Source organism: Paractinoplanes maris, assembly GCF_023544465.1.
GTDB classification, from domain to species: domain Bacteria; phylum Actinomycetota; class Actinomycetes; order Mycobacteriales; family Micromonosporaceae; genus Actinoplanes; species Actinoplanes maris.
Genome location: NZ_JALPVL010000006.1, coordinates 356,715 through 379,043, shown reverse-complemented (window position 1 = coordinate 379,043; position 22,329 = coordinate 356,715). Strand labels below are relative to the sequence as shown.

18 protein-coding genes are annotated in these 22,329 nt (G+C 71.1%); 6 read left to right on the top strand and 12 right to left on the bottom strand.

The features are described from left to right. Window positions 1–2: 2 nt before the first annotated feature. Genes NAG42_RS19695 through NAG42_RS19680 form a run of 4 tightly spaced genes read right to left on the bottom strand, consistent with a single transcriptional unit; the run spans window position 3 to window position 5,014 of the window. The gene (locus NAG42_RS19695; protein ID WP_250031832.1) at window positions 3–332 is read right to left on the bottom strand and encodes a hypothetical protein; all 330 of its coding nucleotides are present in this window, start codon (window positions 330–332) and stop codon (window positions 3–5) included. After that, window positions 329–4,264 (bottom strand): toxin glutamine deamidase domain-containing protein, encoded by a 3,936-nt coding sequence (locus tag NAG42_RS19690; protein WP_250031831.1) that lies wholly within the window; start codon window positions 4,262–4,264, stop codon window positions 329–331. The genes NAG42_RS19695 and NAG42_RS19690 overlap by 4 nt, the downstream gene beginning before the upstream one ends. Then, a complete protein-coding gene (locus NAG42_RS19685; RefSeq protein WP_250031830.1) occupies window positions 4,261–4,596 on the bottom strand; it encodes a hypothetical protein in 336 nt (111 codons plus the stop codon). The genes NAG42_RS19690 and NAG42_RS19685 overlap by 4 nt, the downstream gene beginning before the upstream one ends. Beyond that, a complete protein-coding gene (locus NAG42_RS19680; protein ID WP_250031829.1) occupies window positions 4,589–5,014 on the bottom strand; it encodes a YbaB/EbfC family nucleoid-associated protein in 426 nt (141 codons plus the stop codon). Before NAG42_RS19680 ends, NAG42_RS19685 begins: the two co-directional genes overlap by 8 nt. A 107-nt stretch (window positions 5,015–5,121) precedes the next feature. On the opposite strand from NAG42_RS19680, the gene NAG42_RS19675 reads away from it, so the two are divergent. Further along, complete coding sequence (locus NAG42_RS19675) at window positions 5,122–6,327, top strand: SUKH-3 domain-containing protein (protein WP_250031828.1); 1,206 nt, start codon at window positions 5,122–5,124, stop codon at window positions 6,325–6,327. Window positions 6,328–6,386: 59 nt separating this feature from the next. On the opposite strand, the gene NAG42_RS19670 is transcribed toward NAG42_RS19675, so the two are convergent. The 3 genes from NAG42_RS19670 to NAG42_RS19660 form a co-directional block, all read right to left on the bottom strand. Further along, entirely contained in the window at window positions 6,387–6,806 is a 420-nt protein-coding gene (locus NAG42_RS19670) for a TFIIB-type zinc ribbon-containing protein (RefSeq protein ID WP_438872415.1), read from the bottom strand. Between the two features lies 1 nt (window position 6,807). Beyond that, complete coding sequence (locus NAG42_RS19665) at window positions 6,808–8,136, bottom strand: glycosyltransferase 87 family protein (protein WP_250031827.1); 1,329 nt, start codon at window positions 8,134–8,136, stop codon at window positions 6,808–6,810. Window positions 8,137–8,840: 704 nt separating this feature from the next. After that, the gene (locus NAG42_RS19660; protein ID WP_250032134.1) at window positions 8,841–11,372 is read right to left on the bottom strand and encodes a putative bifunctional diguanylate cyclase/phosphodiesterase; all 2,532 of its coding nucleotides are present in this window, start codon (window positions 11,370–11,372) and stop codon (window positions 8,841–8,843) included. A gap of 510 nt (window positions 11,373–11,882) precedes the next feature. On the opposite strand from NAG42_RS19660, the gene moaC reads away from it, so the two are divergent. From moaC to NAG42_RS19640, 4 genes are read left to right on the top strand one after another with little or no spacing between them, the layout of a single operon-like run. Next, complete coding sequence (gene moaC, locus NAG42_RS19655) at window positions 11,883–12,374, top strand: cyclic pyranopterin monophosphate synthase MoaC (protein ID WP_250031826.1); 492 nt, start codon at window positions 11,883–11,885, stop codon at window positions 12,372–12,374. Next, window positions 12,347–12,865, top strand: a complete 519-nt coding sequence (locus NAG42_RS19650; protein ID WP_250031825.1) for a MogA/MoaB family molybdenum cofactor biosynthesis protein — start codon at window positions 12,347–12,349, stop codon at window positions 12,863–12,865. The genes moaC and NAG42_RS19650 overlap by 28 nt, the downstream gene beginning before the upstream one ends. A 9-nt stretch (window positions 12,866–12,874) precedes the next feature. Further along, a complete protein-coding gene (locus NAG42_RS19645) occupies window positions 12,875–14,092 on the top strand; it encodes a molybdopterin molybdotransferase MoeA (RefSeq protein WP_250031824.1) in 1,218 nt (405 codons plus the stop codon). Further along, the gene (locus tag NAG42_RS19640; protein WP_250031823.1) at window positions 14,089–14,505 is read left to right on the top strand and encodes a molybdenum cofactor biosynthesis protein MoaE; all 417 of its coding nucleotides are present in this window, start codon (window positions 14,089–14,091) and stop codon (window positions 14,503–14,505) included. The genes NAG42_RS19645 and NAG42_RS19640 overlap by 4 nt, the downstream gene beginning before the upstream one ends. On the opposite strand, the gene NAG42_RS19635 is transcribed toward NAG42_RS19640, so the two are convergent. From NAG42_RS19635 to NAG42_RS19620, 4 genes are all read right to left on the bottom strand, one after another. Then, the gene (locus NAG42_RS19635; RefSeq protein ID WP_250031822.1) at window positions 14,492–15,532 is read right to left on the bottom strand and encodes a glycosyltransferase 87 family protein; all 1,041 of its coding nucleotides are present in this window, start codon (window positions 15,530–15,532) and stop codon (window positions 14,492–14,494) included. The two genes, NAG42_RS19640 and NAG42_RS19635, sit on opposite strands and share 14 nt — an antisense overlap. 248 nt (window positions 15,533–15,780) lie before the next feature. Continuing rightward, window positions 15,781–16,344, bottom strand: coding sequence for a DoxX family protein (locus NAG42_RS19630; RefSeq protein WP_250031821.1), 564 nt, complete (start codon window positions 16,342–16,344; stop codon window positions 15,781–15,783). A 27-nt stretch (window positions 16,345–16,371) separates the two neighbouring features. Beyond that, on the bottom strand, window positions 16,372–17,577 hold the full coding sequence (locus NAG42_RS19625) for a DUF8462 domain-containing protein (RefSeq protein ID WP_250031820.1): 1,206 nt from the start codon (window positions 17,575–17,577) through the stop codon (window positions 16,372–16,374). 109 nt (window positions 17,578–17,686) lie between these two features. Further along, on the bottom strand, window positions 17,687–18,346 hold the full coding sequence (locus NAG42_RS19620; RefSeq protein WP_250031819.1) for an LppU/SCO3897 family protein: 660 nt from the start codon (window positions 18,344–18,346) through the stop codon (window positions 17,687–17,689). A gap of 358 nt (window positions 18,347–18,704) precedes the next feature. On the opposite strand from NAG42_RS19620, the gene NAG42_RS19615 reads away from it, so the two are divergent. Next, complete coding sequence (locus NAG42_RS19615; protein WP_250031818.1) at window positions 18,705–19,166, top strand: prepilin peptidase; 462 nt, start codon at window positions 18,705–18,707, stop codon at window positions 19,164–19,166. Here the strand turns inward: NAG42_RS19615 and NAG42_RS19610 are convergent. After that, window positions 19,153–22,281, bottom strand: coding sequence for a UvrD-helicase domain-containing protein (locus NAG42_RS19610; protein ID WP_250031817.1), 3,129 nt, complete (start codon window positions 22,279–22,281; stop codon window positions 19,153–19,155). The two genes, NAG42_RS19615 and NAG42_RS19610, sit on opposite strands and share 14 nt — an antisense overlap. Window positions 22,282–22,329 lie beyond the last annotated feature (48 nt).

Below are 22,329 nucleotides of genomic sequence, written 5' to 3'. Positions count from 1 at the left end.
ACTCACGATCGAGGAGGTCCGTAGTTCCAGCCGTTGCGTTCGCCCTCTTCGGACATCTCGGTCAGTTCGCTCTCACTGGGTAGTTCAGTCTGAAGGACGTCCTGTGAGATCTGCTCGGCTGTCCGGCGATCAACCGGGCGACCACGGTCCTGTTCTTGATCGTCGTAGAGGATCGGTGCGGCGATATGCGGTGCGTAGATCCATTGCTGGCGTGGAACACTCCAGAGCACCGCACGGAGAGCTTGCTCGCCGGGTTGGTAGGCGATCAAGCTCGTGATGGTCGACCGGTCGTCGCTTCTCAGAATCGCTTTGTAGGCGAATGTCTCTGTCATGCGCTCAGGCCCATCTCGTCGAGGCCGGGTACGTCATCCGACCCGAGGCCGTGCCGCTGGAGATCGTCGTTGAGCGAGATGCCGCGGGTGCGAAGGTCCTTTTTGTACTGAGCCAATGTTGCCGGATCCGCACGGAACCAAGCAGCCAACGTGCTCTCCTTTGTCTTGACTCCAGTAATCAGATGCAGGTCAACGGGCTGGTGAGCGTAGATATCGAAGCGCTTGTTGATCGCCAGGATTTCGAGGAAGGCGTTGACTCGTTCGTAGGCAGCGCTATGGCCGAGGCGTAGGACCTCGTAACTGTGGTGCGTCTTCTTTCCTACCGTGTGCGAGAGCGGCGTGGGGAACTGGACTTCGATCCGGAAGCCGCTGGGCGTGGTGAGCCAGACGTTGAGCCCGTTGTGCCTTCCTCGATCCGACCAGAAGCTTGCGGCGCCTGTTCTTCGATACCCGAGCTCATCTAGCTTCGCCAGTACCTGGACAACTGTTGCTCCGTAGTCGTCTTCCGGCGTCTCGACCGAGAAGCGAACGCGGTCCTTCACTCGTCGGATGAACTCGTCCAGATCGACGTTCTCCGTTTCGAACGCTTCCAAGAACTTCCGGCTCAAACTTTCAGCCGATTTCACCCTGTTCTGCTCATCCACCAGTCGCGTCCGTTGATTGACAGCGCTCGTCACGGCGTGAAGGTCGCTGGAAACGCGGGCGGCGACGCGGTGGGACTCAGCGGTGGAAGCGAGGAGAGTCTCCTGCTGATCGGTGGTCAGCGTTGCGAACGCTGGTTGAGTTCCGCCGTGATCGGCCCCGGTGGGGATGGCTGACCAGGTGCCGGGGCCGTGGTGTGGGAGGGGGGTGGGGGTGCCGGCGGCGTCTACTACCAGGGCTTCCAGGGAGACGATGTTGATGGGGGTGGGGACTCCGTGGTGGCGGTACAGGGGGGTGTTTTCGGTTATTCGGCCTATTTGGGGGTCTACGAAGAGCACGGTGCCGTGGTGGTTGAGGGCTGCCCACGAGTGGCTTCCGCCGCCCTCCAGGTCGGTTACCAAGAAGGCGTAGGCGCCATGGCCTGTGTTGAGCAGGTGGTTGGTCAGGTTCTGTACGGCCAGGTCCATCGCGGGTTGGGACTGGGCTGGGTCGGAGCCGCCCAGGTGGGGGCAGAGGCTCTGGAAGTCGCCGCCGGTGGCTACTCGGATTCGCTGGATGCCTTGCGTCTCGCCGCCCAAGGGGCGGTCGGGGTTGCCGTTGGCGTAGACGTCGAAGGTTCGGGGGGCGGACACCCGCGGGCGGCCGTGGATGTACGTGTCGAACAGGGCCAGGACACCGTCTACGCAGTTCAGGCCCCGGGTGGGGTCGGCTGCGGGGCCGCCGTCGTTGGCCAGGCGGAACCAGGTGCCTTCGCGGGGGTCGGGTAGGCGGGAGACGTTGCCGCTGTGGTCGCGGGGGACGGCGTTCTCGATGTCGATCTGGTGTACGGCCAGCGGGGGGCGGAGGCCGCCGACCACGTTGTAGTGGCGGGTGCGGTCGATCGGGGGGCGGCCGGTGAAGCCGTCCAGCGCGGAGCCTTCGCCGGTGCGGACGCCGCCGGGGGCCAGGTTGCCGACGTCGGCGTTGATGCGGGCCCACTCGGGTGGGTCGACCTCGACGCGGGCCGGCGCCAACTCGCCCGACCGGACCTGGGTGACCTGGTCGTCGAGTTCGGCGACGATCTCGCTGAGTTCGCGCGCCTGGCGCCGGTACTGCGCTTCACGCAGTGTGAAGCCGAGCCGGGCGGCGTCGTCGGCGCGGAAGCCCAGGTCGACGATCTTCGAGCGGTTGTCCTCGGCGATGGCATTCAGATAGGTGGCGTACTCGTCGCGCCGGTTCTGCTCGTGGGTCTGCCGGGCGTGCTCGACGTAGCCGAAGTAGGCCCGCTCGTCGCGGACCTCCGGCTGGGGGGACGGCGCGGAGGCGTGGCGGGGAGCGTTGGTGCGGCGAGGCGGGGCGGTGGTGTCGGGGACGGCTGGGTCGCAATATCGGCGGGCCGGCTGGCGCGGAACTGTCCGTGGGCCGAGGGCGTCGGCGATGCGCTCCAGATCGGACAGTGAGCTGCGGCGCGCACCCGGAGCCGGCGACCGCGAACCTGGGGCCGAAGCTGGAAACGGCGAGCTGGCAGCGGTAGAGCGTGCGCCTGGGGCCGAAGCTAGGAACGGCGAGCCTGGAGCTGGAGACCGCGAGCCTCTAGCTGGAGGAAGCGAACCTGGGGCTGGAGACCGCGAACTCGTCGCCGGAGAAGCGGGTGACTTCATTCGTGGCGTGACCAGGCCGGCCGGGTTGATGCCGGGCGTGGGTGGATCACTGGTGGTGGGGGTGATGGGTGAGGCGACCTGAGGCGGCGCCGCAGTGGCAGCGGTGGTGAGGGAATCGGCGAAACCGACCGTCGCGGTGGAGGCCAGGACGCTCGATCCGTCCGACGAGTTGAGTGGGGCCTGCGGTAGTGGTGCCGGGGCGGGCGCAGGCGAGGGGGTTGATGGAGAGGTCGCGCTGGGTGCCGAGGTCTGCGAAGTGGCTGGGGAATCGACGGGCGACGACGGAGCTGGGGAGCCGGCCGGTGACGACTGCACTGTGGAGTCGGCCGGTGATGGCGTGGCCAGGGAGTCGGTTGGCGGTGGCGTGGTTAGGGAGTCGCGTGGCGATGGCTGTGCCGGGGAGTCAGTGGGAGACGACGGCGACAGACCAGAGGGTGACGGTGACTCTGCGGGGATGGAGGGCGAGTGGGCGGTTGGAGCCTGTGTCGGCTGAACCGGGGCATCGACGGGATCGGTCGGGGCGGCCGTGGGGAGTGATGCAGCTTCGTCTGCGTTCGGGAAAGGCGCGGTACTCGCGGGTGACCCGATGTCCACGGCTCCTCCGCCGAACAGGTCGACCCCTACCGTCGTACTCCCAAATGCCGAACCCCCGCCCAGCGCGACCAAATCGCCGTCGAGCTGCGAAAGGTGACTGACGTCGACGGTGGAGAGCCCGTGTACGGCCGAGCCGGCCGCGCCCGAAGTAGCCGATTTGGCGAGCCCCGCGGCATCGGGCAGTTGACCGAAGGTGGCGGCCGCCCCGAATTCGGCCATGACCTCGCCGCCGGCCCCGCGCAGGACGCCGCCGTGGCCGTGCGACCCGATCTGCGACCCGCTCGATGCCGCCCCGCCGGCGAACCCGGCCAGCGCCGCCCGCCCCAGGTTGTCGGCGTCGAAACCGTCCGAGCGACCGGTCGACTGCTGGTAGAGCTGGATGCCGCCGTTGGTCGCGATCTCCTCGCGGGCCTCGTCGAAGCCCTCGCCGAGCGCCTGCCGGGCCAGCTTCCGCCGTCCTTCCCGGGCGGCCAGCTGCTTGACCGTGCGACCGGCAGTCTGCTTGAGCGCCTTTGTGCCCAGCTGCTCGACGAGGCGTTTGAAGATCTGCTGAATGGCGAGCCGGGTGGCGACGATCAGGCCGCCCGCCGCTGGGGACGCCGCGCCGAGCGTGAAGGCGACGGTGACGGCCATACCGACGAGTTCGATGAGGAAGATGCCGATCTCGATCCAGGCCTCGAGCTTCGCGGCCTCGATGTCGGCGCCGCAGCCCTCGACCAGCTTGCCGAGCTCGCCGGACACCCGCAGCAGGTCGTGCAGTGGGGCGTTCTCGTCGCCCGCGACCAGGTGCCAGGCGTTCTCGAAGCCGTCGGCGGTGATGCCCGCGCCGCCGTAGCCGGAGAGGAAGCGATGGGCGGCCGACATCGCGGCCTCGTTGGGTTCGGCCAGCGACGTAGCGAGCAGGAACCAGCGGTCGGCGACGTCCCAGGTGGCGACCTCGTTGCCGGCCGGCCAGTCGAAGCCGACCACCCACTCGAGCGCCTCGTAGGCCCAGGCCGGGACGTCGAACGGGCTGAACTCGAGCGGGTGGGGGACGGGGCTGGGCAGCACGCTCATGACCGGCTCCGGTACGCGGAGTGGACGCGCCGCGCCGCGTCGGCATCCGCCTCGAGGTTGTCGCGCACGGATTGCGCCGCCGCGTCGCTGAGCCCCGACAGGTAGGCCGCAAGCTGCTGCCAGGCGTCGAGAACCTGCTGCTCGAACGGGCGGTAGTGCTTGTCGAAGGACTGGCCGTACTCGTCGCGGCCCCACGGTGTCGCGGAGCTGGCGGCGGCGATCTCGGCCCCGGCCCGGTTGCGGCGCGCGCCGAGGTCCTCGGCGGCCGCGCTGAGAGCGTGCGACCCCGCGAGAGCCTCCTCGGCGTCGAGCCGCAGCCGGGCGTCATTCATGACGGCCGGCCAGATCCTGGACGATCTCGTCGGACCGTCCGAACAGCGAGCCGAAGTTGTTGTCGCGGAGATAGCGAAGGGCTCCGGAATCAGCCGGGAGATAGTCGCCCATCAAAGCCTGAACGCGTTCCGCGGCGCGCTGGGATGCAGTGTGGACGGTCGAGACGATGGTCCGGGAGACGTATTCGCTGTCCATGTTCCGGGTGGCCCGGCGGATCAGCTTCAAGTCGATCAGTTCGCCGCGCGGGCCCACTGTCACCCGGACCAGTCCGTCCGCCGAGACAACGGTGATGCGGACGGCGTCCAGACGACGCTGAAGGTCGTCCAGATCGGACCGCAGACGGGTATATCGCTCGTGCACCTCCGCGAGCCGGTCGCGCAGTTCGCGGTTCGTGTCGCGGTTCGCCGTAACAGCCACCGGGCCACACCCCTCGTCCGTGTCGGGACTTTGCGTGTTCGGTTAACTTCAATCTGCGAACGTCGCCACGGGCGATCGGGTTCACGCTTCGAGAGGGGACGGTCACGGTGATCACACGGGCGGAGGCCGAGGAGATCGCCGCGCGCTGGGCGCTCAACGAGTCCGAGCAGCGCGGATACGGGTGTGAGCCGATGCTGGCCGAGTTCGATCTCGGCTACGTGGTCTGGACGCGCCAGCCGTCCACGGTGCTCTCCGTGCCCGGCGATGGCGCACGCACGGTGATCGATCGCGAGACGGGTGTGCTCTCCACCTGGCCCAGCGTGCCGCCGGAGGAGATCGCCACGATCTATCGCGATCGCCGTCCGACCCCGCCGGGCACGGTGGATCCGGCCATCTCGTTGCTCCGGCTGACCCGGCGCCGGCCCGCGCCGACGACCGTTGCCCATCTCACCGTGGGTGATCGGCTGTATCGCGCCCAGGGTGCGAAGGGTGACCAGGGCATCCACCACCATCCGCTGGTGGCCGAGCGCCTCGAGATGGTGGGTGCGCAGGCTCGGGTGCGCGGGGCCGAGCGGCACGCCGAGGTGATCGCGCTTTCCGACGCGCTGCATGAGGCGTCGCGCGCCCGCGGGCACGAGATCGACCTCGACGAGGCGAGGGCCTGGCTGGCCGGGGCCGCTTTCGCCGCTTTTCTCGTACGGGACCAGGGCGACCCCGTGGGTGGGCAGGAGTTCCGCCCGTGTGAGACCTGCATCAGCGTGCTCGTGGATCTCGCGGTGCTGCCGTGGTCGGACCGGGCGTTCACCAGTGAGTGGAAACACGGCTCGGACCGGATCCCGGTGGCCGGGCGTTTCCCGCACGAGGTGGCGCGCGCGCTGGCCGGTGGCGGATGGATCGGCCCGGGGACCGGATCACTCGGTGGGGCGGCGATCGAGCGTGCGGTGGCGGCCTCCGGTGGACGGCTGCGGCCGTTCGAGGCGGCGCGGGTCGCGGTGGCGGATTTCCCGGGGGTCCGGTGCGCGCGGCGCGGACCCGGGCTGCGGCGGGCCATCCGGCTCCTGCGGCTCGACCCGGAGCCGGGAGCCTATGCGTGGGCCGCGCTGGACGAGTTCGCCGAGGTCATCGGGGTGCCGCTCTTCCCCATCGGGACCGAGGGCGGCGACGCGGTGGTGGCGATCGACGAGCTGGGCCGGGTCTTCGTCCTCGACCAGGCCGGCGAGTGGTTTGTCGGCAGCACGCTCGACGAGGCGCTGACCGGACTGCTCACGGGCGACGGGCCGGCGCGACGGATCCGCGACGACGGGTCGTGGTGAGCACGCGGGTCACCCACCGCCCGCCCGCACGGGGCCGGCGGTGGGTTCGCCCGCGAACCTCAGTCGAACAGGTTGTGCAGGAAGCTCTTGCGACGGTTGTAGTGGCCGTGGTGACCCTGGCGGTAGTGGCCGTGGTGACCGTAGGCGGCGGGCGCGGGGGCGTAGTGGCCCGGGGCGGCGGCCGGCGGGTAGCCGTGGGTCGGCTGGCCGTAGCCCGGCGCGGGCGGAGGCGGCGGCGGCGCGTAACCACCGGGCTGGGGCGGGCCGTAACCCGGCGCCGGCGGGGCCGCAGCCGGACGCGGCGGTGCCGACTGGGGCGGAGCCTGGCGAGTGTTGAAGCTCGACTCGGCCTCGAACAGTTTCTCGAGCTCACCGCGGTCAAGGAAGATCCCTCGGCACTCGGTGCACTGATCGACCGTGACGCCGCTGCGCTCGTACACTCGCATGTCGCCGTGACACTTCGGACAGGTCATCTGCATCTCACAGACGGTACAAGGCTGTGTCATCCAATGGGCGGCTTGTGGCTGTGTGGTTGCTGAGTGCCGGGCCGGGCTTGTGCTTCCCCAGAGGTGGGCGCAGGGCGGCCGCCCAGACGAAGAACGCGAGCGGGTAGAGCAGATAGCCGAATCGGGTGGTCGGCATGAGCAGGATGGCCGCGAGCAGGCCCCAGCCACAGATCAACGAGGCCGAGTCGGCATGGCGCGGAGGCCACCAGAGAATCCGTACGGTGATGACGGCCGCCACCGCGAGCAGCAAACCCAGGGCGAGGTAGCGGCCGTTCGGGACGTGCTGGGCTAGCAGGTAGCCGGGGAACGGCGACTGCGCCGGACTGGTGACCAGGCCGTGCCCCAGGGGGAAGCGGATGACGTTCTCGAGAAAGCCGTCCTGGTCGACCTGGAACGGCGGGACCAGGACCAGGATCGGCAGTCCGAGGGCGCCGGGCAAGAACCGCCCGCCCCGTGCGACGGCCATGGCCAGGACGGCCAGGACGGCCACCACCGGGAGCGCGAAGAGCTTGCAGGCCGCGGCCGCCCCGATCGCTACACCGGCCCAGCCGTAACGATCGGTAGCGGCGAGGGTGAGCGCGAGAAGACAGAACGCGAGCACTGGGATGTCGTCGCCGCCGGTGGCCAAGGTCAGCGCGCAGATCGGGAGCACGGTGACGGCTTGCAGGGCCCGGACGGTCGCGAACGAGCGCGCGGTCGAGGGCCTGCGGGTGAAGCGGGGGTGCAACAGTCCCACGGCGGCAATGAGGATCAGGGCGGTGAACAGGGCGAACCAGACGCGGGCGTCGGTCCACCACACGTCGCCGAAGAGGGCGCGGGGAATGCCGAAGATGGACATTCCGGGCTGGTAGGGGCTGTAGCCCAGCAGGCGCTCGTCGGCGGGCAGGGCGGCGATCGCGTCGCGGGAGAGGTACGGGGTGCCGTCGTTGAGGAGGCGTTCGCCCATGTGCTCCACCACCAGGACCTCCTCCTGGGCGCGGTCGGTGCGGCCGTCGGCGCGCTGGATCGCCTGGACGACCAGGGGCAGGAGGGCCGCGGCGGCCCACACGGTCCCGGTGACGGCGGCGCGGGCGCCGTTGCCGACGAAACGCCGGAGGGCGGGGAGGGTCCCGCGTCGCACGAGCAGGTGACCGGCGAACTGGAGGCCGGCCAGGAGGAAGGCGGCGGCGTAGGACCAGACGGCTATGGAGCCCCACGCCCGGTGCGGCACCAGCGTCGAAGTCAGGGCGGTGACCAGGGCGAAGGCGGCTGACAGGGCGTAGAGGACCAAGTCGGCCGGATAACCGCCGGCTGCCTGATCCATGCGGGCGAAGAACCGGCCGACCTTGGTGCGGGGTCCTCCCTGATCTGCTGCGGATGCCGCATCGACGTCTTCCAGGTCGGATGCCGCCCCTGTCTCATCCTTTTTGTCCAGAGGAGATGGGATTGCGAGTGCCGCTTCGGCCGCCACCTGCGCGGCTTCCGCTTCGGGTGCCACCTTCGCGACCTTTGGATCGGATGTCGCATCTTCGGGGGCCGAGGGCTCGTCGTCCTTGAGGGGCTGCGAAGCGGGTGCCGGCTCGGATGGCGGAGCTTTCGGATCAACGCGGGTCGTTTTGGCGGTCTTTGCTGCAGGGGCCGTGATGGGCAGTTCGCTGATGACGACGTACATGCCGATCGAGGCGCCGGCAGGTAGTGCCGCGGGCTCGGCGGCGTCGCCCTTCGCCGGACGGCCGTCGTCCCGACCGTCGCCGTCGACGGCGTGCTCGGTTACGCCCTCCGCGTCGGCGTCCGGCTGATCATCCGCGCTGGGCTGATCGGCGGGAGCTTCGGCGCCGGCCGGTGGGGACGAGTCCTCTGTGGCCGGCTCGGGAGGGGTGCTGTCCTCCGGCGTACCGGGGGAAGGGAGGTCGGCGGCGGCGGGGACGGCGTCGCCCCGGGTGGGGGGATCGCCGGCCGCCGCGTTTGTGGCTGGGTCGGCGGCGGGGCCCTCAGCTGCGGGTTTGCTCGTCGTCTGCCCTGGTTCGGTCACGCGGGCAAGTGTGGCAGAGCGGATCTTCCCGTACCCCCGGACCGCCGCCGCGACATGCGGACCACCGCGGCCCCGTCGTGCAGCGGCGCGGCCAGCACCCCTGGCCGGCCCGCCGTGCCGCGCTGCAGCGTGGCCAGCAGCCGGGTCGCCGACATCGGCCGGGCGAACAGGTGCCCCTGCCCGGCCACGCAGCCCAGACCCCACAGCGCGTGTCTCTGCGGCTCGCTCTCCACCCCTTCGGCGATCACCGTGAGGTGCAGGCTGCGAGCCAGGTCGACCGTCGAGCGGATCACCGCCGCGGCCTCGGACGACGTCTGGACGCCCCCCACGAACTCGCGGTCGATCTTCAGCTGGTGGACCGGGATGTGGGACAGCACCGACAGCGGTGTGACGCCGGTGCCGAAGTCGTCGAGGGCCAGCCGGACGCCCGCCTCGCTCAGCTCGGTCAGCGCGCGCCCGACCACGTCGAGCTGGCTGAGGGTCAGCGTCTCGGCGAGCTCGAAGACCAGCCGGTCGGCCGGGACCGCGTGCCGGCTCAGGCGGGCCAGCACCGTCTCGGGGAAGCTGGGGTCGAGCAGGCTGCGGGGCGACACGTTCACCGCCACCGGCAGGTCGAAACCGGCCTCGCGCCACTGATCGGCCGCCTCCAGCGCCTGGTCGAGCACCGCGTCGGCGAACGCCGGCAGCCGGCCCGAGCGCTCCACCGTCTCGAGGAACTCCACCGGTGTGAGGTAGCCGTGCTCGGGGTGGTGCCACCGGGCCAGCGCCTCGGCCCCGGTCACCTCGCCGCTGCCCAGGTCGACGATCGGCTGGAAGTCGACCACGAACTCGTGCTCGGCGACCGCGCGCTGCAGCTCGCCGCCCAGCGCGAGGCGGCTGACGTCGGCTGTGTCCTGGGCGTGGGCATAGGTCGCCACCTGCCGACCGGCGCGTTTGGCCTGGTACATCGCGATGTCGGCCCGCCGCATCAGCTCGTTGACGCCACCGCTGCCGGGGGCGAGCGCGATGCCGCCCGCGGCCTCGACGGTGATCTGCATGCCCTCGACTGTCACGCTTTCCTCGAGGGTGGCGAGCATCGACTTGGCCCGGTGGGCGGCCAGCGCGGGGGTGGGCAGATCGGTGAGCAGCACCGCGAACTCGTCGCCGCCGAGCCGGGCCACCAGGTCGCCCGGCGCCGCGGCGTCGGCCAGCCGCCGGGCCACCTCGCGCAGCACGGCGTCACCGGCGGCGTGGCCGAGCGTGTCGTTGACCTCTTTGAAGTGGTTGAGGTCGATCAGCAGCAGCGCCGCCACACCGTCCCCGGGGCGGCCCGGGAAGTGCCGACCGGCGTGTTCGTAGAGCTCGCGGCGGTTGGCCAGACCGGTCAGCGGGTCGTGGGCGGCGTTGTACGCGTTCTGCTCGTTGAGCCGCTGCAGCTCGGCGTACGCCGTGGCGTTGCGGATGGCCGTGCAGAGGGCGGCGGCGAAGGTCTTGAGCTTGTACTGCTCGAACTCGGTGAGCTTGATCGGGCCGTGGAAGCCGAGGGTCAGCAACCCGGCGCGGTAGCTGTGGTCGCCGGTCTCGAGGTCGGCCGTGATCTCGGTGACGTAGGCGTCGCGGCTCGGGCGGGGTCCGTCGTGGACCACGTCGCTGCCGCGGGCGCGGACCACCCGGTCGACGCCGCTCGCGGTCAGGTCGATCTCGACCTCGTCGGAGGAGAACACCCGGGCCCCCTGGGCCGCGGCCACGTGCAGCACGTGGGTGAGCTCGACCGAGCTGAGCTCGTCGGTCGTCTTGGCCAGCTCGCGCCAGGAGCGCCTCTCCTCGTTGGTGCGCAGCTGCCGCGAGTGCCACAGATGCAGGCAGAGGACGAGCAGCGGCACGAAGCCGAGCAGCAACGGGCTGGCCTCGACGGCGAGGATCACGATGATGTAGACGACCGTGGCCAGCCGGAAGACGTGGGCGATCAACCGGTCGCTCAGGTCTTTGCGCATCGCCTGCAGGACCGTGGTGTGTGAGGCGACGGCGAAGACCGGCATGAACACGATCTCGTCGACCAGCGACATCGCCACGTAGGCCAGCGTGACGGCGACGCCGGCGGCGACCGGCGAGTGGGAGATCGGCGGGGCTCCGGCCAGGGTCAGGACGAGACCCGCGGCGCTGACGATCAGCACCTCTTTGGCCAGCGAGAAGACCGCCCGCTGGAGCGCGACCCGCGTCACGATCTTGATGACGGCGATGCCGATCACCGAGCAGAGCACGACCCACACGTGCGGCAGGAAGGCCAGCCCGACCAGGATCGGGATCTCGCCCCAGGTGGTGCGGTTGTGGTTGGACCGCACCCGGACCAGGACCTTGACCGAATTGGCCACGGCGGCGCCGATGATGACCAGCGCCAGGATCCCGGGGTGGGGAACCGGCTGCGGGTGGGTGACGGCATGCCAGATGTCAGCCGCCCCGACTCCCAGCGCCAGAACGACGACGAGACCGATGAGCAGCGATAGCTGCTGACCGGTCGCGTCGTCGTTGGAGCTATGAGCTTTTCGCAATGTGGTCGTCCAGTCGCGGAGCGCATCGGAGACGTGTCCGGGCTCCAGCGTAGGCACGCGTGCGCGTTTGCGCACCAACCTCAGGTCCAGTCGTGCACGTTCATTGTTTTCTCCTCGCGATGCGGGCCAGGGGCCCGGGGTCGGGATGTTCGGGATCAAGTCCGTCGCGACGAGAGGAACAATATGCAATTGAAAGCGATGTTGATACCGATTCATGTCGTATTGCGCAGAAAATGATAACAGGGAAGGATTTGGTTACACGCCGTCTCGGGTATACGACTCTCAGCGACCCGCGCCGTCGTTTTGGGGCGCAGTGTCCATATCGCAGAGCGTGCCGTTTGTCTGACGCTCCGGATTGATAAAGTCTGTCTGAAGGTTCCCGGTTTTCCAGCCCGCCACATGGTCCCTGACCTGCGCATAGATCGCCAACATTTGACCTGGCCGAATCGTGAGGCGGTAGCCACTATTACGCGAACACTTTTCCCCGCAAGGCTTCTATAAACTCCCGGTATGCCCGACGAATCCCTGCTTACTCACGTCGATGAGACCGGCGCCGCGCGCATGGTCGACGTCTCCGCCAAGGCGGTGAGCGCCCGCCGTGCGGTCGCCGCCGGGCGGGTGGTGACCACTGCGGAAGTGGTCGCCTTGTTGCGTGGCGACGCGCTCCCGAAAGGCGACGCGCTCGCGGTGGCCCGGTTGGCCGGGATCATGGGAGCCAAGCGCACGCCCGACCTCATCCCGCTGTGCCATCCGATCGGTCTGCACGGCGTGGTCGTCGATCTCGAGCTGACCGGCACCACGGTCGAGATCACCGCCACCACCAAGACGGCCGACCGCACGGGCGTCGAGATGGAGGCGCTCACCGCGGTGGCCACGGCCGGGCTCACCATGATCGACATGATCAAGGCGGTCGACCCCGCGGCCAGCATCGAGTCGGTGCGGGTCCTGCGCAAAGAGGGCGGCAAGACCGGCGATTGGGTCCGCCCGGAGGACCGGCCGTGACCATCTCGGCCCGCGTCATCGTGGCCAGCAACCGGGCCGCGGCCGGGGTCTACGCCGACACCAGTGGCCCGCGGCTCGTCGCCGGCCTGCGTGAGCTGGGCTGCACGGTCGGCGATCCGGTGGTCGTGCCGGACGGCGAGCCGGTGACCGACGCGCTCCGGCTGGCCGTCGCCGACGGTGTCGACGTCGTGCTGACCAGCGGCGGCACCGGCGTCACCCCGACCGACCGCACCCCCGAGGCGACTCGCGGCCTGCTCGACTTCGAGATCCCCGGCATCGCCGAGGCGATCCGGGCCTACAGCCGTGACAAGGTGCCCGCCGCGGCGCTGTCCCGCGGGCTGGCCGGTGTGTCCGGACGCACGTTGATCGTCAACCTGCCCGGCTCGACCGGCGGCGCCAAGGACGGCCTCGCCGTGCTCGGCCCCCTGCTGCGGCACACCGTCGACCAGATACACGGCGGTGACCACCCTTCGTCCGGCGCGGCTGGATAGGCTCGTCCCGTGAGCGTCGACTGGGAAGAGGCCCGACGGCTGGCCTACGAAGCGGGTCGCGCGGCGGCCGGCCCGGCGGAGCCGGTCGCGCTGTCCGAGGCTGACGGGCGCACGCTGGCCGAGCCGCTGCGGGCGCTGACCGACCTGCCCGCGTTCCCGACCTCGAGCATCGACGGCTGGGCCGTGCGCGGGCCCCAGCCGTGGCGGCCGGTGGGCCGGGTGCTGGCCGGTGGTGTCGCCCCGCCGCTGACCGAGGACGGCACCTGCGTCGAGATCGCCACCGGCGCGATGGTGCCGGCCGGGGCCGAGGCGGTGGTCCGGGTCGAGGCGTCCACTCGCGACGGTGCCGGCCTGGTCAGCGGTGAGCCGCGCGACGGCTATGTGCCCGAGTGGCGCCTGCCGGGCGAGGAGGCGAGCAAGGACGAGGAACTGCTGCCGGTCGGGACGGCGGTCGACCCGGCCGTGATCGGCATCGCCGCCACCTGCGGCTACGAGTCGCTCAGCGTCTATCGGCGGCCCCGGGCGGGCCTGCTCGTCTTCGGCGACGAGCTGCTCACCGGCGGCACCCCGGGTGCCGGGCGGGTGCGTGACTCGCTCGGCCCGCAGGTGCCGGGCTGGCTGCGACGGTACGGCGCGAGCATCGCCCCGGCCGCGGTCGCCGGCCCGGTCCAGGACACGCTCGAGGCCCACCTCACCGCTGTCCGCGGCGCTCTGGCCGGCGCCGAGCTCGTCTGCACCACCGGCGGCACGATGCACGGGCCGGTCGACCATCTGCACCCGGCCCTGACCGAGCTCGGGGCCGACTACATCGTCAACACGGTGGCGGTCCGCCCCGGCTTCCCGATGCTGCTGGCCCGCGTGCCCGGGCCCGACGGCCGGCCGCGCTTCCTGGCCGGCCTGCCCGGCAACCCCCAGTCCGCCGTCATCGCGCTGATCACGCTGGTCGCCCCGCTGCTGGCCGGCCTGCAGGGCCGCCCAGCTCCCACGCTGCCCACCGTCGAGGTCGCCGGAAAGGTGCGCGGCCGGGGCGCCGACACGCATCTGGCGCTGGCCCGGCTCGACCACGATGGACGGTCGGCCACCCCGGTCGGCCACGTCGGCTCGGCGATGCTGCGCGGCCTGTCCAACGCGCACGGCTTCGTCGTCGTCCGCCCGGGCACCGAGGCCGCCCCCGGTGACCTGGTCCCCTTCCTGCCATTGCCGCTGGTGATCGGAGAGCGCCCATGATCGCCATCGCCGAGGTGCTGGACTCCCCGCTCGACCTGGCCGCCCATGAGAAGGCGGTGACCGACCCGCGGGCCGGTGCCGTGGTCTCGTTCCAGGGCGTGGTGCGCGATCACGATGACGGGCGCGGCGTGACCCTGCTCGAATACGAGGGTCACCCCAGCGCGGCCGAGGTGCTGCGCGAGGTCGCCGCCGAGATCGAGGCCGACCCCGACGTCTACGCGGTCGCGGTCTCGCACCGGGTCGGCACGCTGGCGATCGGCGATGTCGCGCTGGTCGCCTCGGTCAGCACGGCCCACCGGGCGGCGGCGTTCGCGGCCTGCGCCCGCCTGGTCGACGAGGCCAAGGCGCGGCTGCCGATCTGGAAGAGGCAGGTCTTCGCCGACGGCACCGAGGAGTGGGTCAACTGCCCCTAGGCCCGGGGATGGCCGGCACCCGGACCGGCACGACCGGCCGGCGGACGACGGGGGTCGCCGGAGCCACTCCGGGCCGCCACGGCAGCGCGTTCATCAGCACGATCACCGCGAAGCCGTACGCGTTCCAGCCCACCGTCCACTCCGGAGGCAGGGCCAGCAGCAGATAGGTCAGCAGCGCCGCCGTCGCGTAGCCGAGCCCGGTCAGACGCCCGGTCCGGGGCCGCCGGCCGACCCGCAGCCGGGCCGCCGCGTCCACCAGGATCAGCACCGCCGGCACCATCCAGATCAGCTCGGACGTGGTCGTCACCGGTGCGATCGTCGCCCCGGTCAGGCCGACCAGGGTGAACGCGGTGATCTCGTCACCGTCGGCGTGCGCGGCCCGCGCGCGGATCAGCCCGACGGCGAGCAGCAGCGCCGCGAACGAGAGCCAGACCAGCACCGGCGTGCTCGACGAGTCGTAGAGGCGGGCCAGCAATCCGGCGAGCGACTGGTTGGCCGCGTCCCCGATCGGCCCGGCCCGGTCGATCAGGTCCGGCCGGTCGCGGGTACCCGCGAGCGTGACGATCGCCGCCGTAACGGTCGCGAGCAGCGCGGGCCGCCAGCGCCGGGTGACGATCAGATAGAGGATGAACAACGCCGGACCGACGGCCAGCGCCGACGCGACGCCGATGCCGACCCCGGCCCACGACCCGGTCGCCCAGCACCGCCGGAGTGCGTCGAGGCGCCCGCCGGGGGCCCGCGAGGCCGGCGGACCGGGCCACCAGGCCGCTCGCCGACCGGCCCAGGCCGACCGGCGCAGCGCCACCACGTCCGCGGTGACCAGGCCGAACAACAGCAGGTCGAGGTGGCCGAGACCGAGGGCCGCGCGCACCGGCTCGGCCATCAGCGCCAGGGCGGCCGCCGTCAGGACGGCGGCGCCCCGGGGACGTCCGTAGCGGCGGGCCACCGGACCGGCCAGCGCGAACGCCGACAGGACCAGGGCGACCAGCCCGGCCAGGGCGAGCAGCCACGCCTCCGCCGGCGTCATCGCGGGGTCCTCCACCCCGTACGCTCGAAGGAAGTGACCGATCGCCCAGAGTGCCGCCAGGCACCCGAGCCCGGCCACGACCGACCTCGAACTCCGCTCGTGCTGTCCCCACGCCGGCATGGCGCGACCCCCGTCGCTCTCGTCCTCCGGGCACGGCGGAGCCATGCCGGCCACAAAGCCGGCGAGCGGCGTCATGGCGGGGCCGCAGCCCCTTGTCGGACTTAACGGGGGAGATCGCCGGGAGGTTGTTAGCCAGGCAGTTTGCGCGCGGCCGTCGCGCTCACAGCGGCGATCTTGGCTTCCCGCTTGGCGGTGCGCAGGGCTCGCTTGACCGAGCGCTGAGAGCGCTTGACCGACCGCTGGGAGCGGTCGACCGCGTGGCTCGTGCGGTAGCCCAGCCCCGGGCGGCCCTCGGTGTCGACGGCGGCCAGCAGCAGGCCGCCGAGCAGTCCCAGGTTCTTGAGGAACTGGGTCTGCTGCACCTTGGCGTCGGGCCGCGACCGGTCCCAGAACGGGTGCCCGGCAACGGTCGTCGGCACCAGACCGGCCGCGAGCACGAGAGCGGCGGGCCGGGTGAAGTGGCCGGTGGCCAGCGCGAGGCCGGCGATCGTGTCGCTCACCCCCTTGATCTGCACCAGCGTGCGGGCGTCGGTCGGGATGCGCGGATCCGCCTTCTCGAGGAGGGGCTTCACCCGGTCGGTGACCAGGGCGGCCGTCTCCGAGGTGGCGTCGGGTTTCACGATCGACCGGACGCCCTGGATGACGAAGATCGACGCGAGCATCGCGCGGGCGGCAGTGCGTACGGGCTTCATGAACTGGTTATACCCGCCGGAGGCGGATCACACCGGCTGCGTGCGCAGGTACCGGCCGAAATGCGGCACGGTGAACGCGACCGTGCCGCGCTCGCCCGAGTAGATCAGGCCTTTCTTGATCAACGCGTCGCGAGCCGGCGAGAGGCTGGCCGGTTTGCGGCCCAGGGCGATGGCGATCTCGGACGTGGGGACGGCTGCGTCCATGTCGTTGCCGGGGTCACCCGACAGCGTGGCCATCGCCCGCATGTAGTCGCGCTCGGCCGGCGTGGCTCGCTCGAACCGGGAGCCGAAGAAGCCCACGGCCAGCTCGGCCTCGGCCTCGGGGGCGGCCACCCGCACGTCGGCGTCGGTCACCGGGGTCTGCGGTGCGTGGTCCCAGGTCGCCTTCCCGTACGCCTGCACGAAGTAGGGATAGCCGCCGGACTTCTCGTAGAGCAGGTCGAGTGCCTTCGCCTCGTACTCCACCTCTTCCCGGGCGGCCGGGGCACACAGCGCGAGGTCGGCCGCGACCCGGTCGAGCCGGTCGATGCGCTGGTAGCGGAAGAGGCGCTCGGAATACGACTTCGCGGCGGACAGCACGGCCGGCAGGTGCGGCAGACCGGCCCCGACCACGATCAGCGGCGCACCCAGCTGGGACAGCTCGTGGCAGGCGGCGCAGAGCGCGGAGACGTCGGCCGGGCCCAGATCCTGCATCTCGTCGATGAACAGCGCGATGCCGGTGCCGACGTCGGTGGCCAGCGAGGCGGCGTCGGTGAACAGCTCGACCAGGTCGATCTCGATGTCGCCGGAGTCGGCCCGGCCCCGGGCCGGCGGCACATCGATGCCGGGCGCCCAGCGGTCGCGCAGTTTGGCCGAACTGTCGTTGGCCCGCAGGGCGAACGCCTTGAGCACCGCGAGGACGTCGTCGACCCGGTCGGGGTCGCGGTGGTGGGGCGCGAGCTCGCGGATCGCCATGTGCAGAGCGGCCGACACCGGTCGTCGCAGCGACTGGTCGGGCCGGGCCTCGATCTTGCCGGTGCCCCACAGGCGACCGATCGCGGCCGAGCGCAGCGTGTTGAGCAGGACGGTCTTGCCGACACCGCGCAGGCCGGTGAGGACGAGGCTGCGCTCGGGCCGGCCCCGGGCGATGCGCTCGAGCACCACGTCGAACGCGTCGAGCTCGCGGTCACGACCGGCCAGCTCGGGTGGGCGCTGGCCGGCGCCGGGAGCGTACGGGTTCCTCACCGGATCCACGCATTGCACCGTATCGGGTCGTCTAGTGAAATAGCTAGAGTTCGCTAGCAAGACCTGACGAGCGTGTCGAGGATGGTCTAGCCGTATCTAGCTTTAAAGCTAGATCGACCTAGAGCGCCTTATGTTCCTTGAGGCAGAGCACGAAGTCGAGATCGTCGAGCGGGCTGTCGTAGAAGAACCACTTCGTATAGCCGGTGACCTTGGAGCACTTGCGCTCCGCGTCCTTCTCCCCCGTGGTCTTGCCCTTGACGCGATCGAGCACCTCGTAGGTGCCGGTCGTGCAGGCCGTGGCCCGCATGTTGGGCTCCTCGTCGGTGCCCTCGTTGACGACGCAGTCGCCCTTTTTGACATAGAAGCGGGCGTCCTCGCTGCCCTGCGGCGCGGGTCCGGCGACCGGAGTGGTCGCCGACGCGGTCGGGGAAGCCTGATCGCTCTGGTTGCTGCGCTCCTTGAGCAGCCACGCGGTCGCGCCGAGACCGACCACGATGAGCAGGCCCAGCGTCACCACCAGGGCGATGATCGGCGTGTTGCGCTTCGGCGGAGGCGACGCCGGCCGGTCCCACGACGGCTCGTTGGGCACCGGGCTCATCGGCGCCGAGTGATAACTCACCGGCTGCTGCGGGATCGACGGCGGATGACCACCCCAGGAGGGCTGCTCCGACGCGACGGGTGCGCCGTGATCACCCCAGGGGTCGGCCGGCTCCGCGTACGGCTCGTCGGAGTTCCCGTGCGACCACGGCGGGCCGGAGTACGGGCCGTTCTGCGACATCAGGATTTCCTCCGGAAGCGATTACGCTGGTGCCACCGTAGCGTGCGAGGCCGACGCATACCCGGACGGAATCGCCGCCGGTGTCGGCAACACGACCCGCGGATCGCTCGTCCGGCCACTACGGTGCCGAGTCGTGTCCGTACCCCTGGTGATTCTCGCTGCCGTTTTCGGCGCCTCCACGGCTGCCTTCCTTCCCCGCGTCGCCCATCGGCTGGCCGTCCCCTTCGGAGATCCGGCCCGTTCGGCGTGCGCGCTCTGCGGCCGGAGCTTCGCAACCGGGCCGGGCGGGTGGGTCCGGGTGGGTGCTTCCTGTTCCGGTTTCCCGGCGTACGGGCTGACGGTGCTGGTGGGAGCGTCGGTGAGCGTCTTGCTGGCCGTGACCCTCGGCCCGTCCCCCCAGTTGCCGGTGCACCTGCTGGCGGTCGTGCCCGGTCTGCTGCTCGCCCTGATCGACCTGCGCTGCCTGCGACTGCCGGATCCGCTGGTCGCCGGGCTGGGCGTCACCGCGCTGCCGCTGGCCCTGCTGCGGCCGGACCGGCTCGTGCCCGCCCTGCTCGCCGGCCTCGTCGTGTTCGCGGCGTACCTGATGATCGCGCTGCTCCCCGGCGGCGGCCTGGGTCTGGGCGACGTCAAGCTCGCCGCCGTGCTGGCCACGATCCTGGGCTTCGCCGGCTGGCCGGCCGTCGTGACCGGGCTGGTCGTGCCGCACCTGATCAACGGGCCGATCGCGCTGGCCCTGCTGCTCCGCGGACGCGGTCGCCCGCTCCCGTTCGGACCGGCGCTGCTGGCCGGCGCGCTGATCGCCGTTACAACAGCCTGAGCTGGCGATCCTTGGGCCGGGAGGGCACGGTGTCGCCGAGCCGCTCGAACAGTCCCGCGTCGATCACGTCGAGGAACGGGCTCGGCTGCTGCTCCCGCTCGCTGCCGTGCCGGAACCGGCGGGCCGCGCTGGTGACGAAAAGCCTGTCCTGGGCCCGGGTCAGACCCACAAAGAACAAGCGCCGCTCCTCGGCGATGTCCTCGTCCGACGGGCGACCGCCGGGCCAGCGCAGCGGCACCAGGCCGTCCTCGCAGCCGACCAGGAAGACCACCGGGAATTCGAGGCCCTTGGCGGCGTGCAGGGTGAGCAGGTTGACCGCCTCGGCCCGCGGGTCGAGCGCGTCCACCTCGGCGCCGGTCGCGATCTCCTGCAGGAAGCGCGGCAGATCGTCGCCGACCCGCTGGGCCAGCGGGCGCAGAAGGTCGGCCGCGGTCCAGATGTCGTCGGGGGCGAGCTGCTCGCCGTCCAGGGTCGGCGCGGCGAAACGCTGGGCCAGTCCCTGCGCGGTCAGCTTGAGCCGGGCCACCAGCGAGCCGCCCGGACCGTCGGCGTGCCGCAGCTCGCGGGCGATCTGCTGGACGCCGGGCCGGTCGCGCAACCGGTTGTGCGAGCGCTTCTGGACCGGCACGCCGGCCCGGGACAGCGCCTCGACGATCGCACCGGACTGGGCGTCGGTGCGGTAGAGCACGGCGATGTCCGAGAAGGACAGGTTGCCGGCCGCGACCGACCGGGAGTCGACCCGGCCCGAGTCCAGCGAGCGGTGCGAGAGACCGCCGACCAGGTCGTCGATCGTACGCACGACGAAGTCGGCCTCGTCGGCGACGCTCGCCGCGGGGTAGCGGCCGACCAGCGGCGCCTCCGGGTCGAGCCGGGCCGGGTCGAGCCGGCGGCCGTTGACCAGCGACGACGGGGCGATCGCCTGCACCGCGGCGGCCAGGATGGGCGCCGACGACCGGTAGTTGCGGGTCAGCCGGACCAGCCGGGCGTCCACGAAGTCCTCGTTGAACCGCAGGAAGTACCTCACGTCGGCGCCGCGGAACGAATAGATCGCCTGGTCGGGGTCGCCGATCGCGCACAGGTTGCCGTCGGCCGGGCTGAGCAGGCGCAACAGCTCGTACTGGGTGTCGTCGACGTCCTGGTACTCGTCCACGAAGATCCATTGCCAGCGCCGGCGGTACTTCTCGACCAGGGCCGGCTCATCACGCAGCAGGGCGACCGGCATGGTGATCAGCTCGTCCAGGTCGACCAGGTCCTGCTGGCGCAGCAGTTTGGCGTACGCGTGATCGTCGTCGCCGGCCTGCTCCCGGGCCTCGGCCCGTTCGGCCTCGTCGGCGATCCGCCAGTGCGCGCCCAGGCCCGCGGCGCGCGCGTTCTCCTGGAGGATGGCCAGACCCACCGAGTGGAACGTGCCCACCGTGATGTCCTCGCCGTCCTTACCGAGCAGCGCGTCCAGGCGTTCCCGCAGCTCACCGGCGGCGCGCCGGGTAAAGGTGATGGCCAGGCAGCGCTCCGGGAAGACGCCGAGCTCGGCGCAGAGGTAGGCGATGCGGTGAGTCAGCGTACGGGTCTTGCCCGTGCCCGGACCGGCCACGATCAGCAGCGGGCCACCGGGGGCCGAGGCTGCGACCCGCTGCATCGCGTCGAGGCGGTCGAGCAGCCCGGTGCCGACCTCCTCCATGCCGGCCAGCATCGGCTCGAACGGCTCGTGCGGGCTCGGCGGGGGCGGCAGCGGCGGCGCCTTCTTGGGCTCCTTGGCCACCTTGACCGGCTTCGGTTTCACGGCCGGCTCGGGCTTGCGCTGCTGCGGGACGTCGAACAGCGTCTCCAGCTGCGGCGCGCCGGTGCGATGGCGCAGCTCGCCCGGCTCGAAGAGGGTGATCACGCCGTACTCGCCGTCGTAACCGGCCACCCGGCGCACGTCGCCGCGGCGGAGCCGGTCGATGCCCTCGCGCAGCTCGTCGCCGCCGGCCTGGCCGATCGCGTCGAGCGGCACCTTGCGCAGGATGTCGAGCTCGGCGCCGAGCGTGGCGACCAGGTGGTTGAGCTGGCCCTCGACCGTCTTGGACTTGGGGCCGACGCCGTTGATCTCGCCCAGGATCTCGTGGAGCTGGATCAGGTGCTCCACGTGACCGTCGCGGTGGGCGCCGGTGGGGCGGTCGGCGAGGTCCTCGACCCGGCTCAGCACCCCGACGGTGAGCGGCTTGCCGCACTCAGGGCAGCGGCCGCCGTGCTCGCGGGTGCGCTGCGGCTCCCAGTTCACACCGCAGGCCCGGTGGCCGTCGGCGTGATACTTGCCCTCCTCGGGGAAGAACTCGAGCGTCCCGGCCAGACCGGCTCCGTCGCGCACGGCGGCGTAGTCGGGCTCGCCCGTGAAGAGCGTCGCCTCGCGGGCCAGGGCAGCGGGCGAGTGGGCGTCCGAATTCGACACCAGGCGATAGCGGTCGAGGCTGGAAACCCGCCAGTTCATCTCAGGGTCGGAGGAGAGACCGGTCTCCACCGCGGTGATGTGCTCGGCCAGGTCGGCGTAGCAGTCGGCGATCGCGTCGAAGCCCGACTTGGAGCCCAGCGCCGAGAACCACGGGGTCCAGATGTGCGCCGGGACCAGATAGCCACCCGACTCCAGCGCGATCTCGAGCAGGTCGCGCGAGTCGAGGCCGAGGATGGGCCGGCCGTCGGCGGTCAGGTTGCCGATGCGGCCCAGCGCCGTGTTGAACCGGGCCGCCGCCGCGAAGTCCGGCATGTAGATCAGGTGGTGCACCTTGCGGGTGCGGTCGTCGCGCTTGTAGATCGTGGAGATCTCGACGCTGAGCATGAAGCGCGCCGCCGGGCTCGTCTGGAGCGAGCCCGGCAGGCGCTGGGTGACGTCGGCCTCACCGGCATAGCGGAACAGGCCGGGGCCGTCGTCGACGAGGTTTTCGCGCAGGTGATCGAACCACGCCGGATGGGTGAAGTCGCCCGTGCCCAGCAGGGCGATGCCCTTGCGCCGGGCCCACCAGGCCAGCGTGGGCAGGGTCAGATCACGGCTGCAGGCCCGCGAGAAACGCGAGTGGATGTGGAGATCCGCGACGTACGTGTCCGCGGCACTACCTGTGTTGTCCGAGGGCACGCGCTGCATCCTGTCACGCCCTCCGGTGCTCACACGAATCGCCACGCTTGACGAACT

Coding starts and splice junctions, on each gene's coding strand:
- NAG42_RS19610 (WP_250031817.1), bottom strand. CDS start 22,281: ATGCAGCGCGTGCCCTCGGACAACACAGGTAGTGCCGCGGACACGTAC.
- NAG42_RS19670 (WP_438872415.1), bottom strand. CDS start 6,806: ATGCAGATGACCTGTCCGAAGTGTCACGGCGACATGCGAGTGTACGAG.
- NAG42_RS19640 (WP_250031823.1), top strand. CDS start 14,089: ATGATCGCCATCGCCGAGGTGCTGGACTCCCCGCTCGACCTGGCCGCC.
- NAG42_RS19620 (WP_250031819.1), bottom strand. CDS start 18,346: ATGTCGCAGAACGGCCCGTACTCCGGCCCGCCGTGGTCGCACGGGAAC.
- NAG42_RS19630 (WP_250031821.1), bottom strand. CDS start 16,344: ATGAAGCCCGTACGCACTGCCGCCCGCGCGATGCTCGCGTCGATCTTC.
- NAG42_RS19695 (WP_250031832.1), bottom strand. CDS start 332: ATGACAGAGACATTCGCCTACAAAGCGATTCTGAGAAGCGACGACCGG.
- NAG42_RS19685 (WP_250031830.1), bottom strand. CDS start 4,596: ATGAATGACGCCCGGCTGCGGCTCGACGCCGAGGAGGCTCTCGCGGGG.
- NAG42_RS19665 (WP_250031827.1), bottom strand. CDS start 8,136: ATGGATCAGGCAGCCGGCGGTTATCCGGCCGACTTGGTCCTCTACGCC.
- moaC (WP_250031826.1), top strand. CDS start 11,883: ATGCCCGACGAATCCCTGCTTACTCACGTCGATGAGACCGGCGCCGCG.
- NAG42_RS19690 (WP_250031831.1), bottom strand. CDS start 4,264: ATGAGCGTGCTGCCCAGCCCCGTCCCCCACCCGCTCGAGTTCAGCCCG.
- NAG42_RS19635 (WP_250031822.1), bottom strand. CDS start 15,532: ATGACGCCGGCGGAGGCGTGGCTGCTCGCCCTGGCCGGGCTGGTCGCC.